A 16,136-nucleotide genomic window follows, 5' to 3' on the forward strand; every position below is an offset into this window, starting at 1 on the left:
GAAAATTCCTCAAGCTCCCTCTCTGCACAGCAAGGCTCTAAAGTTGATAAATATCAATCTAACAAAAACTCAAAGCCTTAGTGTACAAACTTTACAAGCATGAGTTATTGATAGTTTTACATGACAGGTTCGGTAGAGCCAAATTACTATAAGCTATCAGCCCTTTCAGTGATCAGTTATCAGTGATCAGTTATCAGATGTAAGTTTTCATTTATAGCGTTTCCTGTTCGCAAGAGGTACATTGTCGATGGTGAAAAGCTTAATCAGCAAATGTTTAACTGTACCACACAGGTGTAAGAAACGCTATATCAGATGTGAGTTTTTAAGTGTGCGGTATTAAATAGAAGTTTCCTACCGTCTTTTTACTGTTTACTGATTACTGTTTACTGATTACTGTTTACTGATTACTGTTTACTGATTACTGTTTACTGATTACTGATTACTGCTATGAATTTTCCCTCGATTTCTGTCATCATACCCACCTATCGACGCGAAGAGCCTCTTAAAGATACTCTCGATGACCTGCTCAAACAAGATTATCCCGATTTTGAGGTATTGGTTATCGACCAAACCGCTACCCACAGCCCCGAAATACAATCCTATCTAGAAAATCTGGCTAATCAGCACAAAATTAGCTGGTATCGGCTGGATTGGGCGAGTTTACCCGGTGCCAGAAATTATGGAGTCCGTCGCACCCAGGGCGATATCGTTCTTTTTATCGATGATGATGTGCGGCTACCGGATAATTATCTCAAAGCACATGGTGAGAATTTTGTCAAGAACCCTGAGATAGGTGTAGTGGCAGGTCGGGTATTCGATCGCATGAAATTGGGTGACTCCCAAAAAATGGTGACAGATACCAGCAAACCCTACGAAATCGACTTTTTACCCCCCCAAGCCATGGATCCCGGCATTGCTTGGTATTACATCGATCTTGTCCACACCACTAAACCCCAGCAGGTAATCTCGGCCCGGGGCTGTAATATGTCTTTCCGGAAGGATATATTTACGAAATATGGCATTTGGTTCGATGAACGCTTTCGTGGCAGTGCCGTGCGCGAGGAATCGGATTTTTGCTTAAGGTTACGCCGGACTCCCTATCATGTCTGGTACGATCCCACCGCTTATCTGGTTCATTTAGGGGAAGAAACCGGCGGCTGTCATGATATTAGCACTCGTTCTCTGAGTTATCAGACGACTTTTTATCATAATCACTTTCTGATGGCTCTGAAAAATCTCACTCCCGCGCAACAATTGCGACTCTATGCTAAATTATTTGACTGTCACGTTCTTGGCAATCCTCCCTGTAATAAAGGTGGTTCCCCGATTAAAATCCTTTCTAGGGGAATTTTTTATGGTTTAGGTTTTCTGGATGCTCTGAAAACTCAAGTTAAGTCCCTCTGGAATGATGGCCAAATTTATACAAAACTAGATAATCTATGAGAATTTTAGTCGCTAGTCATACATATATAGTTGATCTCAACTGTGAGAAACTGCGCTCCCTGACAAGATTAAATCCTAATATTGAAGTTACTATTGTTGTTCCCCAACGTTGGCAACCGGGAGGAGTCCAAAATAAAATCATTGAAAGTCAACCGAAAATAGCCGATAATTTCCAAGTCATTCCTATCTCTAATTTTAGCCAGAATAACCAAGCTTTATTAACTTTTGGTATTGATATAATTTCTTTATTGCAAAAATTTAGACCAGATATTATTCAAGTGGAACAGGGTTCTAAATCTCTCGGTTATGCACAATTTATTACTCTGAATCGTCTCTTAAATCTCCGGGCTAAAAATGTATTTTTTACTTGGTGGAATCTTCCCTATACTCCTAAATTTCCCATCTCTTGGTTAGAAGCTTATAACCTGAAAAATACCGATGGTTTAATTGCCGGTAATCAGGACGGAGTAGATGTTTTAAAAGAACGGGGTTACAGGGGTAAATACACCGTTTTACCGCAATTAGGCGTGGATGAAGTTCTTTTTTCTCCGGGCAAGCAACCCGATTTAGCCCGATCTTTAGGCATTGAAAGCGATGAATTTGTGATTGGTTTTATCGGTCGTTTTGTGGAAGAAAAAGGCATTCTAACCTTGATTAAAGCTGTAAATAAATTAACAGGTAAGTGGAAGTTATTACTGTTAGGTCGGGGCATCCTGAAAGATAAAATAGTCAGGGAAGCTACAGCCGCAGGAATAAGCGATCGCTTGATGATAGTGGAAAGTGTTCCCCACGATCAAGTAGTTAATTATATTAACCTGATGAACACTTTAGTTTTGCCTTCAGAAATCACCTATCGGGTCAAAACTTTAACGGCCGTCGGTTGGAAAGAACAATTCGGTCATGTTTTAATTGAAGCTATGGCCTGTCAGGTTCCTGTTATTGGTTCCGATTCAGGAGAAATTCCCTTTGTTATTGCTGATACGGGGTTAATTTTTCCCGAAAAAGATGGGGAAGCACTGGCTAAATCTATACAAATTCTCTTAGATAATCCCAGCTTCGCTCAAGAATTAGGCCAGAGAGGTTATCAGAGAATAATGACCAATTATACTAATAAAGCCCTCGCTCAAAAACAATTGGATTTCTATCAACAATTACTCCCTCGGTGATCGGGTGTGGGGTGTGGGGTGTGGGGTGTGGGGTGATGGGGAAATAGGGAGAATCAATAAAGGTAGTCTATTGATAACTGATCACTGATAACTGATCACTGATAACTGATCACTGGTTATGAACCATTCTTGACACCCCCTAGTCTAAAGGGACAAGTAGCTAGGGGTGAGGGGAATGATCGAGGTGATAACCGAGAAACAAACAAGTGTGAGCGATCGAGAGTTAGTTTTAAAATGTCAAAGGGGTGATCGGGGTGCTTTTCGTCACCTTTACCGTCTTTATCAACCAAAAATCCGCTCTACTCTCTATCAACTCTGTGGACAGGAATTCCTAGAGGATTTTGTCCAAGAGGTATTTTTAAGACTGTGGCACGGGTTGCCGAAATTGCGTTCACCTGAATACTTTTCCACTTGGGTTTATCGGATCACCTGCAATGTGGCGCTCGATGGTCGGCGACAATTAGCCAAAAGACAAATGAGGATCGCCAAAAGCACTGATCAGGAAAACCCCCTTGATAGTGAATCCCGTCCCCAAGATAGTCCCGATTTGATGCAATTGCATTATGAGGAGGTGGTCCGACAAGGGTTAGAAATTCTCAGTTTAGAACATCGCGCTGTCCTCGTGCTTCACGATCTAGAGGACTTACCCCAAAAGGAAATCGCCGAAATCTTAGAAATTCCCCTCGGTACGGTGAAATCACGTCTTCATTATGCGCGTAAAATCATGGGCCAATTTTTGCAAAAACAAGGAGTTCTCTAATGTCCCCAGAAGATGACAAAGTGGTTAATTTTCTGCGTCGCTATCGTCCATCGCTGCCACCTCGACCGATAGATGAAGAAGAACAGTTAATGCAAATGATTAGGGAAGAAAAGCCAGTAAATTTCCCAAAATTGGGGTGGATAACTGGTATTACTGCCTTATCTGTGCTGATTTTTGCTTCCTATCGTTGGTCCGATCCTCATCCACAACTGAGCCAAATTTCCGACGAGGAGTTAGAAGCTTTTTTAGTGGAGAGTTGGAACCATAGCATCGCTCCACCGATTGCTGCTCCTAGCGTTTATAGTTCGCCTTGGATGAGCTTAAACGAGCCTCAACTCACCTATTCTACCTATAATCCTTAATTTCTTTGTCAAGGTCAATTATGTACTTTTCTACTGTCTCGATTCTCGGCACAACCATGGCTTTAACTCTGGCCGCTAACCTAGTCCCCACTGCCACTGTGCTATCCTATCCCCAAGATGGTCTATTTATTGCTCAAACTAGCTCTCCCCAACGTCCTGAAAATCGTCCCCGTGGGATGGATAATTCTAGAGAAAGACTAATTGAACAATTGAACCTTACCGATGACCAAAAGTCGAAAGTTGCCGCTATTCGTCAGAAATATCAGGAAAAAACCAAACAGTTGCGAGAAACCCTGAGAAGCAACGAACAAGAATTAAATAGTTTATTATCGAATAATGCCTCCGATCGAGATATTCGTGCTAAACATCAGCAAATCTCTCGGAATCGCCAAGAAATGAGTAACCTGCAATTTGAAAGTTTTTTAGAAATTCGTCAAGTGTTAACTCCCGCTCAAAGAACGGAATTTTCCCAGTTAATGCAGGAACGTTGCCCTAATTCCCGCAATTGCGGACGACAATAATTCCCATCAGTTCGGATTAAGATCGAGTTTGATGGCGATACATTAGAAAAACGCAAAGGATGGGCAAGTAACCCATCCTCAACTTATCATTTACTAATAAATTATCGTTTCCAAGTGACTTTTGGTAGGATATGATTCATATCTACCCGATTTTTATACTTGGTGGCGAAGTTTAGGAGGGAATCAAGGAGAGAATCGGAGAGATAGTGAGGTTGTAGGCCTAGATCGAGTAATTTTGTGTTTTTAGCGTTAAAATAATGTTCCTCTAACTCGATGCGCGGGTTGTCAAGATTGTTAATCTCCACATTTAACCCTAACGCAGAACCAGCTTTTTTCACCATCAGTGCCAAGTCACCGACGCTAAACAGTTCGGTAAATTGGTTAAAAACGCGGAATTCCCCGGATTGAGCAGGATTGGCGATCGCTAATTCCAAACAACGCACGGTATCGCGGATATCTAAAAATCCTCGCGTTTGACCACCTTTACCGTACACTGTTAGGGGATGACTGATCGCTGCTTGAATGCAAAAACGGTTTAAAGCAGTACCAAAAACCCCATCGTAATCAAGACGGTTAATTAACATCTCATCCATTCCCGTCTCTTCGGTGAGGACTCCATAAACCACCCCTTGATTGAGATCTGTGGCTTTTAAACCCCACATCCGACAGGCAAAATGGATATTATGGCTATCGTGGACTTTGCTAAGATGGTACATACTACCTGGCTGTTTGGGATAGGGTAAAGTATCCTTACGACCGTTATGTTCGATCGTGATGTAGCCTTCTTCAATATCTATATTCGGTGTGCCATACTCACCCATGGTTCCCAGTTTCACTAGGTGCGCTTCGGGAAATTCCTCTTTCATCGCGTAGAGGATATTTAAATTGCCAACCACGTTGTTAACTTGGGTTAAAACTGCGTGTTCGCGATCGATCATGGAGAAGGGTGCAGATCTCTGTTCTCCGAAGTGAACAATGGTGTCTGGTTGAAACTGTCGCAGGGATTGAATCAGAAAGTCGTAGTTATTAATATCTCCGACAAAAAGATCGATCGATTTTCCCGTCAGATCTTGCCAGCGTTGAATCCGATGAGATATGGGTGCGATCGGTGTTAAGGTATCGCAGCCTAATTGTAAGTCCCAATAGCGACGAACTAAACTATCAAGTATGCCTACTTCGTAACCTCTATTTGATAGATGGAGTGCCGTTGCCCAACCACAATAGCCGTCTCCGCCAATAACCAAAACTCTCATACAATATCTGTAAAGTTTATATACTCGTCTTTGGTAACTCTAGCAGTTTTGTGTCACGCTTTACCAGCTTAATCCCCCTGAACATAGTAAGGTGTGGGGTGTGGGGTGTAGGGTGTAGGGTGTGGGGAGTGGGGTGATGGGGTGATGGGGGTGTGGGGAAATAGGAAGAATCAATAAAGGTAGTCTATTGACAACTGCTCACTGATTACCACTGTCCACTGAAAACTCAAATCTGATCACTGATAACTGATGAGGGTGTTCTAGAAAACTTGACAAGGGAACGGATTACAGAGAAACTCAGCTTGTAATCAGTGGGCTTTGCTGACGAGAAAACAAAAGCCAAAAATCTAGATAAAAAGCAGTTTTTTCAGTAAATTAGGGACTATCTGCTTTTTTACTTTTTCTTTTTTACTTTTTACTTTATTACTTGATCTTATGCGTTGGCAAGCTCGGCAAAAATCTTCGTTTCCTTTCCTTCCCCTATACGGATTTTTGGCATTTATCGTCACTTGTCTGATTATTTGGGCAATTTCTCTCTATCCTCGTTCTAATGCTCTGGTGGGGGGTGATTATCTTCCCGCACCTTTTAGGGAGTTTCAACCAGAATGCGCGGATTATGTCCTAGAAGATAGTTCCTTTAAGGATATATCGAGAGTTTTTGACTGTAAAACCTATAAAAACATCTCCGATCGCGTGATTCTACCCCTATCTCTCCAAAAAAACGATATTAGTCTCGATAATTGGCAAAATAACTCGGCAACAGCGATCGAATTAGCACCCTGGCCAGAAATTCATCCCCGCGCTCAAGAGACAAAAGTACCGATTTTAATGTATCACGACATTTTACCGGAAAAAGAGGTATTTTTTGACGTTACTCCCGCCGAATTAGAGGCACATTTTCAGTTTTTGCAGGAAATCGGGGCAACTCCTATCAGTATCGATTGGTTAATTTCCCATCTGCGGACAGGGATCCCCCTTCCCGCTAAACCGGTTTTATTAACTTTTGATGATGGTTATGGGGGACATTACCAGTATGTCTATCCTTTATTGAGAAAATATAACTATCCTGCCGTTTTCTCGATTTATATCAATAAAATGACTCAAAAAACCGGCAGAACCAGTGTCACTTGGCAACAACTCCAGGAAATGGCCGCCGATCCTCTAGTACAAATTGTCTCCCATAGTGTTAGTCATCCCCGGGATTTAAGATTATTGTCCGATGCAGATTTGGAGCAAGAAGTCAAGCAATCGAAACAAATTTTAGAAAAAGAATTGGGTATTGCCATTAATTATTTCACCTATCCGGAAGGGAAGGCGGACGATCGAGTGAAGGAATTCGTCAAAAAAGCGGGTTATCGGGCGGCTTTATCGATGAATGACCTCGATGAGCATTTTGCTGGACAATCCCCCAATTTACTCACGATTGGACGCTTTGGGCAATCGCGCACGCGAGAAGTTGTACCGCAAGCTTGGGGGGGTGATCCCTTACCCCGTACCGATGGCGGTTTTAACTTTGCCACCACCATCCAAAAACGGGAAGTGGAATTTCCAACCAATACACTTGTATTAATTAGTGGCGGGATTCCCAAAACTATCCACGCTGATAGTCGCTATCAAGTGGAGGAAATTATCGCCGGTACAGAAGCGATCGCGGCTGTAGATGGCGGTTTTTTCTCTCTCAAGGAATTGGACTCAAATCAGATGATCGGGCCGGTTTTAAGCCAAAATGGCGGCTTTATCCCGGGATATGAGGGAGAAATTGACAAGTTAGAGGGTCGTCCTTTAGTAATCATTACCGATCGATGGGTGCGTTATCTTCCTTTTGATCCTGCTCGTCATAATACCCTAGAAGGAATTGCAGCGGAGGCTAGAAATGATCTCAAGGTTACGGATGCTTTTGTCGCGGCCGCTTGGTTAGTCAAAGATGGACAACCACAATCGCGAGAATCCTTTGGTACACTTTACGGTTTTGATGCCCTGCGTCACCGGGCTTTTTGGGGGATTAATCAGGCAGGACAGCCAGTAATCGGGGTTTCCAGAGACCCGATCGATTCGATGGCTTTGGGAGAATTATTAGTACAGGCAGGTTTTCGGGAGGCGGTGATGTTGGATTCAGGAGCAAGCACCTCCCTCGCTTATCAGGGCCAATCGCAAGTGCATTATACTCCCCGTCCCGTTCCCCACGTTGTCGCTTTATTTCCCCCCACAGAAACCTATATTGTTCCCATTAGTCATGTGGGGATTCCCTGCGTAATTTTCGCCGATTCCTGTCCTGCGGGGAGTTAGGGGACAAAAACTTGTTAACCAGAAAACGGCTGAAGCTATGTATCTAAGAAGGCTCTCAGGGCAATTTTGTACTTGTTTTTCAGCCGTGGAGAAACCAGACCACCTTGCTGAATCTGTGCGAGAATTGTGGCTGAACAGGAGCCTTTTGGAATCGGACTACCCGCAGTGATTAAACTGGCTAATTCCGTGGCATCCATCTCCCGGGCAAATTGATAGGCAATCACGGATTCACAGACGATAAAATTCGGGACACCAAGGCCGGGCAAAAGCACACAAGTAGCTTCCGAACTGCTTCTTCGAGTTGTAACATTGACAAATAAATATCTATTTTCAGAAGTCTTTGCGATCGCAATATAGAGATGTTGCTTATTAGGGGGTGTATCGATTAAAAAGGCATCCCCCAGCTTGACTACCAGACTAGCCATGTAAAGCTCCATCTAAATAGGCTTCTCGCTGGGCTTCTTGGCTAATATCTTCGATTTCCTCCTCCGTTTTACCCATAGATCGCAAAACATCCTCTACTAAAATTGGAATAGCCGAACCATGGGGATCCTTCCATTCTGGTAGATCGTGAGTCCATTCGGCTACAAGAAAGGGATTGAGATGGCCAAAAGTCTTGTAAACCTGTTTAAGAATCATTTCTTCTTCTTCACAGAGTTCTTCATTGCCGGGATATTGCAGCAGGTCAACATAATTAGAATCCTGGGGAGAAATATATTTCGACCACAGGGGTAAAGCAGAGTCCACGGGCTGTCCTTTAATCAAATCATAAACACCCCTGAGAACCGGTCCATAATCCATTGATATATATCGATCCCCAGTAATTGGTTGATCCATGGTTTTTAAAGCAAGACGGTCAGCTATATAGAGCATTTTCAGCAACCCTAAATACTTCATCGGTTTGCCGTGCAGCTTTAAGAGTATAGCAGCGGCTTCCACTGCTTTCTCTGGATGAAACCGAAATTTGATCGTCATAACTACTATAAATTCACTGCTTTTTTATGACACTTTTATTATAGTTATTATTCTACATCGGCCACATTTAAGATTTTGTCCCAGTGGTTGAGGTTTCTAGCCTGATTTCTCAAAGATGCTGCTATAGGTATGATCGAGTTAAACCTTAGCCCAAAATTCTACCATGGAAATCGAACGTCTTAACGCCCTTTCCGATAATTATATTTTCCTCCTCTACGATCCGGCACAAAAAATCGCGGCCGTGGTGGATCCGGCGGAACCTGAACCGGTTTTCAGGCGATTAGAGGCTTTACAGGTGGATTTAGTCGCTATTTTCAATACTCATCACCACGGCGACCATGTGGGGGCTAATCAGGCTTTAATTAATCGTTATCCCCATCTTTGTGTTTATGGGGGAAAGGAGGATCGCGGTCGCATTCCGGGCCAGCAGCTGTTTTTAGAGGAGGGGGACCGGGTGGAATTTGCCGGTCGCCGGGCCGAGGTTTTCTTTGTCCCCGGCCACACTCGCGGCCATATTGCCTATTATTTTCCCCCGGTTAACCCCGGAGATTACGGCGAGTTATTCTGTGGTGATACCCTGTTTTCTGGGGGTTGTGGTCGTTTATTTGAGGGAACACCGGGCCAAATGGTGGCTTCTTTAACTAAATTGCGATCGCTGCCTGACCAGACCAGGGTTTGGTGCGCTCACGAATATACGTTAAATAATTTAAAGTTTGCCTTGACAGTTGACCCTAATAATGCTGCTCTGCAACAGCGTTATCGGGAAGTGGAAAAACATCGCGCTGAAGATCTTCCCACGATTCCGGCAATTTTGGGGACGGAAAAGCTGACTAATCCTTTTTTGCGTTGGGATAGTCCCGCTTTGGCCATGACCATGGATAGCAACGAACCAGTACAAGTGTTTGCACGGCTGCGGGGGAAAAAAGATAATTTTTAAGTAGTGGCTAAGTAGGGTCTGCTGAAAAAGTAGGGGCGAAGCATTCGGATAGAAAATCTACGGTTTCACCGATAGGTTATTGCCCGAATGCTTCGCCCCTACAGGACGCAGGCCGATGAAGATGCAAGGTTTTGAACGACGATTCTCTCAAAATCTTGCACCTGTTTCGCGAGAAAAGCCCCAAAACCCTTACTTTGCCTACATTTCACATTTATTCAGCAAACCCTAAGTAGGTAGGTTTTTGGTTTCTGTGGTTAGCCCCCCTTATTAAGGGGGGTAGGGGGGATATCCCCTTATTAAGGGGGGTAGGGGGGATATCCCCTGATTAAGGGGGGTAGGGTGTGGGGTGTGGGGTGTGGGGTGTGGGGTGTGGGGTTGATTCATGAATCAACCCTACTAAGGGGTAGGGGGGATCAAAGGCAAAATCTATCTCTACAAGCTCAAGGGTTGCGGATCTAACTTCAAATCGGCAAGACTGACCTCACCGTGACCATTTACCGCCACCTCTAGGGGCAAATTGCCGTGATAAGCTTGGATTAACAGGGTTTTTAAGTCCTCGATCAGGGGATAACGGGGATTGGCTCCGGTACACTGATCATCGAAAGCTTGTTCGGCTAAATGGTCTAATTTGGCCATAAATTCGGCTTCACTTTCGGGAATTACCTCTTTGATACTGGCCGGAATACCGATTTCCCGTTTTAAACATTCGATCGCTAATACCAATCTTTCCACACTTTCGGTCTCGCTTTCTCCCCCCAATCCCAGAGAATGAGCGATCCTGGCATAGCGCCACTTCACGTTAGGATATTTGTACTGAGAGAAGGTCGCCTGTTTAAAGGGGGCATCGGTGGCATTATAGAGGATGACGTGGGAAATCATCAAGGCATTGGCCAGACCGTGGGGAATGTGGAAAATTGCCCCCAATTGGTGAGCCATGGAGTGACAGATGCCTAAAAAGCCATTAGCGAAGGCCATTCCTGCCATTGTCGCCGCATAATGGACTTTTTCCCGCGCTTTCGGGTCTTTAGCTCCGTTATGATAGGAACTGGGCAGATATTTAAACAGCAGTCGGATGGCATCTTGAGCAAGAGCGTTAGTATATTCTGAGGCTAAAACCGAGACGTAGGCCTCAAGAGCGTGAGTTAAAGCGTCAATTCCGCCGTATGCTGTTAATTTTTTCGGCATATTCAGCACTAATTCCGGATCGACGATGGCCATGCTGGGAGTTAGGGCATAATCTGCCAGAGGATACTTAATATTATTACGGCGATCGGTGACGACGGCGAAGGGAGTCACTTCCGATCCTGTTCCCGAAGTGGTGGGAATACACACCATCAGAGCTTTTTCGCCTAAAGGGGGCAATTCATAGACTCGTTTGCGGATATCCATAAAACGCATGGCCAAGCTCTCGAATTCTATCTCTGGATGCTCGTAGAGTAGCCACATGATTTTAGCGGCATCCATGGGGGAACCACCACCGATAGCGATAATTACATCGGGATTGAAGGTATTAATGACATTTAAACCCCGTTCGACGGTTTCCAGGGAAGGATCGGGTTCCACATCATAAAAGATATTAACCGTGATGCCGATTTCTTCTAAAATTTCCTGTAAAGGTGCGGTAACTCCTAGGTCGAAAAGAGGTTTATCGGTGACAATAAAGGCCCGTTTTTTGCCGGCTAATTCCCGAATAGCGATCGGTAATGACCCGTATTTAAAATATACTTTTGGTGGTACTCGGAACCAAAGCATATTTTCCCGGCGCTCGGCTACGGTTTTAATATTTAATAGGTGGGTAGGTTCGACGTTTTCGCTGATGGAATTACCGCCCCAAGTGCCACAACCGAGGGTTAAACTAGGATCGAGACGGAAGTTATAGATATCACCAATCGCACCCTGGGAGGAAGGGGTATTAATTAACACCCGGGCTGTTTGTACGTTGTCTTCAAAGCGCTTAATGTGTTCCCGATTAGAGGGTGCAGTATAAAGCACGGCCGTATGACCTCGACCGGCAAATAAGACCAGTTTTTCGGCTTTTTTTACCCCATCTTCAAAGTCTTTGGCCCGGTACATGGCTAAAATTGGCGAGAGTTTTTCGTAGGAAAATGGTTCCTCTAAGCCAATATTTTCCACTTCTGCGATTATTAACCTGGTATCTTCAGGAACAGAAATTCCGGCCATGTTGGCTAATTTTTCCACCGGTTGCCCGACGATATCGGGGTTGATATGACCATCTTTTAGGAGAATCCCGACGACTTTTTCCTTTTCTGCGGGGGAAAGAAGATAGGCCCCGCGATCAATAAATTCCTGTCGAACTTCTTCATAGATGCTATCGACAACGATTACCGATTGTTCGGAGGCGCAAATCATGCCGTTATCGAAGGTTTTACTGAGAATAATCGAGGAAACAGCCATTTTTATGTGCGCGGTTTCGTCAATTAAAGCGGGGGTATTGCCGGCACCGACTCCTAGGGAAGGTCTTCCCGAAGAATAGGCCGCTTTTACCATACCGGGACCGCCGGTGGCAAGGATTAAATTAATGCTGCGATGTTGCATTAATGCTTGGGAAAGTTCCACCGATGGCTGATCGATCCAACCAATAATACCGGCCGGTGCGCCCGCTTTCACGGCTGCTTCTAAGACTATTTTGGCCGCCGCGATCGTGCAGTCTTTGGCTCGCGGATGGGGGGAAAAAATGATGCCGTTGCGGGTTTTCAGGGCAATTAGGGCTTTAAAAATGGCTGTGGAGGTGGGATTTGTGGTGGGTACGATCCCCGCTAAAATGCCCACGGGTTCGGCGATTTTTTGCAATCCAAAGGATTTATCTTCTTCGATAATGCCGCAGGTTTTGCTGTGTTTATATTTGTTGTAGATGATTTCTGAGGCAAAATGGTTTTTAATCACTTTATCCTCTATTACCCCCATCTCTGTCTCTTGTACGGCCATTTTAGCCAAGGGAATGCGAGCGTTGTTGGCTGCTAATGCCGCTTTTTTGAAGATAAGATCTACTTGTTCTTGGCTATAGTTGGCAAATTGTTGTTGAGCTTTTTTCACCTGTTGAATCAGTTCTTCTAGCTCTTGTCTATTGGTAACTGTCATAACAATTTTGTAGATAAAATTACGGATTTTATGCTACTATAGCCTTTTTCGCCAAGGGACTCGCCTAATCTTGGGATTTTCTTTATAGTTTCCTAAGCATTGGTATTATAGAATACTAACAATGCTAGGTAATAGGTATGGGGAAGTGGGGAGAAGGAACAAGGGAGAAGGTTTTTAGCGTGCGATTGAGAGTTGCTCATACTATTAAAAACAGATTTACTATCAATACAAATTAGCTTATACTTCCTCTAATTTATAGGATATTTTGGACGCAAGCAGTTCGATAAACTCACTGACAGCAATTCTCATTTTGAAATTAATAGACTAGAAGGTTTCAAGTTCCAGTTTCAATCCCTAATAGGGTTTAAGATTAATTGGAACTAAAACTGGCGCTCCGAAACGCCATTAACCCCTGTTTCAATCCCTAATAGGGTTTAAGATTAATTGGAACAAGGACTTAGGGTTAACTTGCAGCTATTTTTAAAGTTTCAATCCCTAATAGGGTTTAAGATTAATTGGAACTAAAAAAAATCACCAGCGGCACTAAGAGAATTAATCTGTTTCAATCCCTAATAGGGTTTAAGATTAATTGGAACCCGACGTACCGATTCGATTTAGAAAAAATTAACCGTTTCAATCCCTAATAGGGTTTAAGATTAATTGGAACCTTTACTATCATACCACACTTTCAATCAATGCGATAGTTTCAATCCCTAATAGGGTTTAAGATTAATTGGAACTACTGCTGATTTAGGGAAAGAGTTAGGATTCAAGTTTCAATCCCTAATAGGGTTTAAGATTAATTGGAACAATTATAGCGTTTAAAAATGTCGTTATTGTGTCTGTTTCAATCCCTAATAGGGTTTAAGATTAATTGGAACTTTCTGGTTTAGTGGCAGCCGCTGCCGCTAAACTAAGTTTCAATCCCTAATAGGGTTTAAGATTAATTGGAACGTTGAAGTTGCCGATTCCTGGTTTTGCTGATGGCGGGTTTCAATCCCTAATAGGGTTTAAGATTAATTGGAACGCCCGTTGGTCATGATTGATTGAATTGCCGTTCTGTTTCAATCCCTAATAGGGTTTAAGATTAATTGGAACGACCAACTAGAGCAAGCGATCGCCCAAGGCGAAAGTTTCAATCCCTAATAGGGTTTAAGATTAATTGGAACAAGCCCCTTAAGTGCCTGAATAAGCTCCAATTCTGTTTCAATCCCTAATAGGGTTTAAGATTAATTGGAACAAAGAGATAAATTTAGGGCTAAAAAGCCTTTACACGTTTCAATCCCTAATAGGGTTTAAGATTAATTGGAACAAGGTGAATTTTAATTAGGAGGTAAAAACAATGAAGTTTCAATCCCTAATAGGGTTTAAGATTAATTGGAACATTGACTGAATCTGCCAACTCAGAATCAGCGATCAGTTTCAATCCCTAATAGGGTTTAAGATTAATTGGAACTTGATTTTTGCTTCTAGTTTGAGTATTTGGCAGATGTTTCAATCCCTAATAGGGTTTAAGATTAATTGGAACTGTGTGCATTTTTAATTCCCTATATTGATTTTTTCTGATGTTTCAATCCCTAATAGGGTTTAAGATTAATTGGAACACTTTTAAAATCACAGAAAGCGGGCGAGCTTATGCTGGTTTCAATCCCTAATAGGGTTTAAGATTAATTGGAACGTGGCAACCCAGCGACCAGCCCTCAAAAAAGCCTGCTTGTGTTTCAATCCCTAATAGGGTTTAAGATTAATTGGAACACGGGCGATCTACGGCAATAATCCTAATTTCAGATTGCGGTTTCAATCCCTAATAGGGTTTAAGATTAATTGGAACGCTAAAAAGTCAAAAAATCCAGAGGAGAAAAAGGTTTCAATCCCTAATAGGGTTTAAGATTAATTGGAACACATAACCTTCGTGAACATAAGCCGCGTACTCCACAGTTTCAATCCCTAATAGGGTTTAAGATTAATTGGAACATTTCTACAAGTGGGATAGCGAGGCAACTGAGGGGTTTCAATCCCTAATAGGGTTTAAGATTAATTGGAACAAATATGCCAGTTGTTAATAGATCCGATTATAAAGTGTTTCAATCCCTAATAGGGTTTAAGATTAATTGGAACTATTATTCGCAGTTTATAATCTAAACTGTCATCTAGTTTCAATCCCTAATAGGGTTTAAGATTAATTGGAACTTGCCAGAATTTTAAGGGGCAAAAAAGCCAAGGCTGTTTCAATCCCTAATAGGGTTTAAGATTAATTGGAACTTGGCTCCTAAAAAATTCGGTGGTACACCCATATTAGTTTCAATCCCTAATAGGGTTTAAGATTAATTGGAACAATCCTTCGTACTTTACTTTCAACATTTTAGCTCGTTTCAATCCCTAATAGGGTTTAAGATTAATTGGAACTAGGGCATGGTAAACCATCGATGATTAGACGGGTGTTTCAATCCCTAATAGGGTTTAAGATTAATTGGAACGATAATTCCTTTTCAGACTGTAAATGATAAAATTCTGTTTCAATCCCTAATAGGGTTTAAGATTAATTGGAACGTATCCGATCGCCTGGCCTTCCCCATCGAACGCCGGTTTCAATCCCTAATAGGGTTTAAGATTAATTGGAACCGTGGTGGCAGTTTGGCAAAAAAGAAGAAAGGAAAGAGCAAAGTTTCAATCCCTAATAGGGTTTAAGATTAATTGGAACTTTTTTGCGTTTTGCGGGATTAAATACAGTAGAAGTTTCAATCCCTAATAGGGTTTAAGATTAATTGGAACCAGTTAGCCTGTACTAATCAAGTGCCGGGCGATTTGTTTCAATCCCTAATAGGGTTTAAGATTAATTGGAACTAATCTCTAATGTTTGCTTTTGTCGCTCCCCCACGTTTCAATCCCTAATAGGGTTTAAGATTAATTGGAACAATGTGTGTAATAGGCATGAGTCAGCGTCTTTCCGTCGTTTCAATCCCTAATAGGGTTTAAGATTAATTGGAACACTGATTTTTGTCATTCATATTATCTTGATCATAATTTAGTTTCAATCCCTAATAGGGTTTAAGATTAATTGCAACCTGACAGGGGGACAAGCAAGCTGAAAAGCTTATGTAACATAAAATACAGACACAGACTCCAAAAAAAGATAAGTCATATTTACCATATATGACCTAAATAACGAAAATGATAAGTGAACTATACCAGAAAGTGTTAGAAAATGAACTGGGACGAGCCAGATATCTACTGTTGTTAATGATAGTTGGAACCTTGCAAATACTAAAGCAAGCTAAGTTAGAGATATTAGCTGAAGCCTTACCAATACCAATCCTGTTTGAGAGTCGGAGAA

11 protein-coding genes and 1 CRISPR repeat array are annotated in these 16,136 nt (G+C 42.5%); of the genes, 7 read left to right on the forward strand and 4 right to left on the reverse strand.

Going from position 1 to position 16,136, the window contains the following annotated elements; translation table 11 throughout:
• The first annotated feature begins 447 nt into the window (after nt 1-447).
• The 5 genes from hpsN (at nt 448) to IM507_RS03805 (ending at nt 4,252) form a co-directional block, all read left to right on the forward strand.
• Complete coding sequence (gene hpsN / locus IM507_RS03785) at nt 448-1,443, forward strand: hormogonium polysaccharide biosynthesis glycosyltransferase HpsN (RefSeq protein ID WP_002738447.1); 996 nt, start codon at nt 448-450, stop codon at nt 1,441-1,443.
• A complete protein-coding gene (gene hpsO / locus IM507_RS03790; protein ID WP_287636632.1) occupies nt 1,440-2,609 on the forward strand; it encodes a hormogonium polysaccharide biosynthesis glycosyltransferase HpsO in 1,170 nt (389 codons plus the stop codon). Before hpsN ends, hpsO begins: the two co-directional genes overlap by 4 nt.
• A gap of 175 nt (nt 2,610-2,784) precedes the next feature.
• Nucleotides 2,785-3,369 (forward strand): sigma-70 family RNA polymerase sigma factor, encoded by a 585-nt coding sequence (locus tag IM507_RS03795; RefSeq protein WP_287636633.1) that lies wholly within the window; start codon nt 2,785-2,787, stop codon nt 3,367-3,369.
• Nucleotides 3,369-3,731, forward strand: a complete 363-nt coding sequence (locus IM507_RS03800) for a hypothetical protein (protein ID WP_002738771.1) — start codon at nt 3,369-3,371, stop codon at nt 3,729-3,731. Before IM507_RS03795 ends, IM507_RS03800 begins: the two co-directional genes overlap by 1 nt.
• Before the next feature lie 20 nt (nt 3,732-3,751).
• Nucleotides 3,752-4,252 carry a Spy/CpxP family protein refolding chaperone gene (locus IM507_RS03805; RefSeq protein WP_287636635.1) on the forward strand — a complete coding sequence of 167 codons (501 nt, stop codon included), beginning with the start codon at nt 3,752-3,754 and terminating at the stop codon, nt 4,250-4,252.
• A 101-nt stretch (nt 4,253-4,353) separates the two neighbouring features.
• On the opposite strand, the gene IM507_RS03810 is transcribed toward IM507_RS03805, so the two are convergent.
• Nucleotides 4,354-5,505 (reverse strand): NAD-dependent epimerase/dehydratase family protein, encoded by a 1,152-nt coding sequence (locus tag IM507_RS03810; protein WP_002739005.1) that lies wholly within the window; start codon nt 5,503-5,505, stop codon nt 4,354-4,356.
• Nucleotides 5,506-5,940: 435 nt separating this feature from the next.
• On the opposite strand from IM507_RS03810, the gene IM507_RS03815 reads away from it, so the two are divergent.
• Nucleotides 5,941-7,791, forward strand: coding sequence for a polysaccharide deacetylase family protein (locus IM507_RS03815; protein ID WP_287636637.1), 1,851 nt, complete (start codon nt 5,941-5,943; stop codon nt 7,789-7,791).
• 35 nt (nt 7,792-7,826) lie between these two features.
• Here the strand turns inward: IM507_RS03815 and IM507_RS03820 are convergent, their stop codons facing one another.
• Together IM507_RS03820 and IM507_RS03825 are read right to left on the reverse strand one after the other, a co-directional pair.
• Entirely contained in the window at nt 7,827-8,216 is a 390-nt protein-coding gene (locus IM507_RS03820) for a hypothetical protein (RefSeq protein ID WP_002803334.1), read from the reverse strand.
• Nucleotides 8,209-8,766 (reverse strand): Panacea domain-containing protein, encoded by a 558-nt coding sequence (locus tag IM507_RS03825; protein ID WP_287636639.1) that lies wholly within the window; start codon nt 8,764-8,766, stop codon nt 8,209-8,211. The genes IM507_RS03820 and IM507_RS03825 overlap by 8 nt, the downstream gene beginning before the upstream one ends.
• 163 nt (nt 8,767-8,929) lie before the next feature.
• On the opposite strand from IM507_RS03825, the gene gloB reads away from it, so the two are divergent.
• Complete coding sequence (gene gloB, locus IM507_RS03830) at nt 8,930-9,703, forward strand: hydroxyacylglutathione hydrolase (protein WP_287636640.1); 774 nt, start codon at nt 8,930-8,932, stop codon at nt 9,701-9,703.
• A 432-nt stretch (nt 9,704-10,135) separates the two neighbouring features.
• On the opposite strand, the gene adhE is transcribed toward gloB, so the two are convergent.
• Nucleotides 10,136-12,802, reverse strand: coding sequence for a bifunctional acetaldehyde-CoA/alcohol dehydrogenase (gene adhE / locus IM507_RS03835; protein WP_002778672.1), 2,667 nt, complete (start codon nt 12,800-12,802; stop codon nt 10,136-10,138).
• 344 nt (nt 12,803-13,146) lie between these two features.
• Nucleotides 13,147-15,867: direct repeats of the CRISPR family, unit length 37 nt; unit sequence GTTTCAATCCCTAATAGGGTTTAAGATTAATTGGAAC.
• Nucleotides 15,868-16,136 lie beyond the last annotated feature (269 nt).

The sequence above is a fragment of the Microcystis sp. M20BS1 genome, from assembly GCF_020245305.1.
GTDB lineage: Bacteria > Cyanobacteriota > Cyanobacteriia > Cyanobacteriales > Microcystaceae > Microcystis > Microcystis ichthyoblabe_A.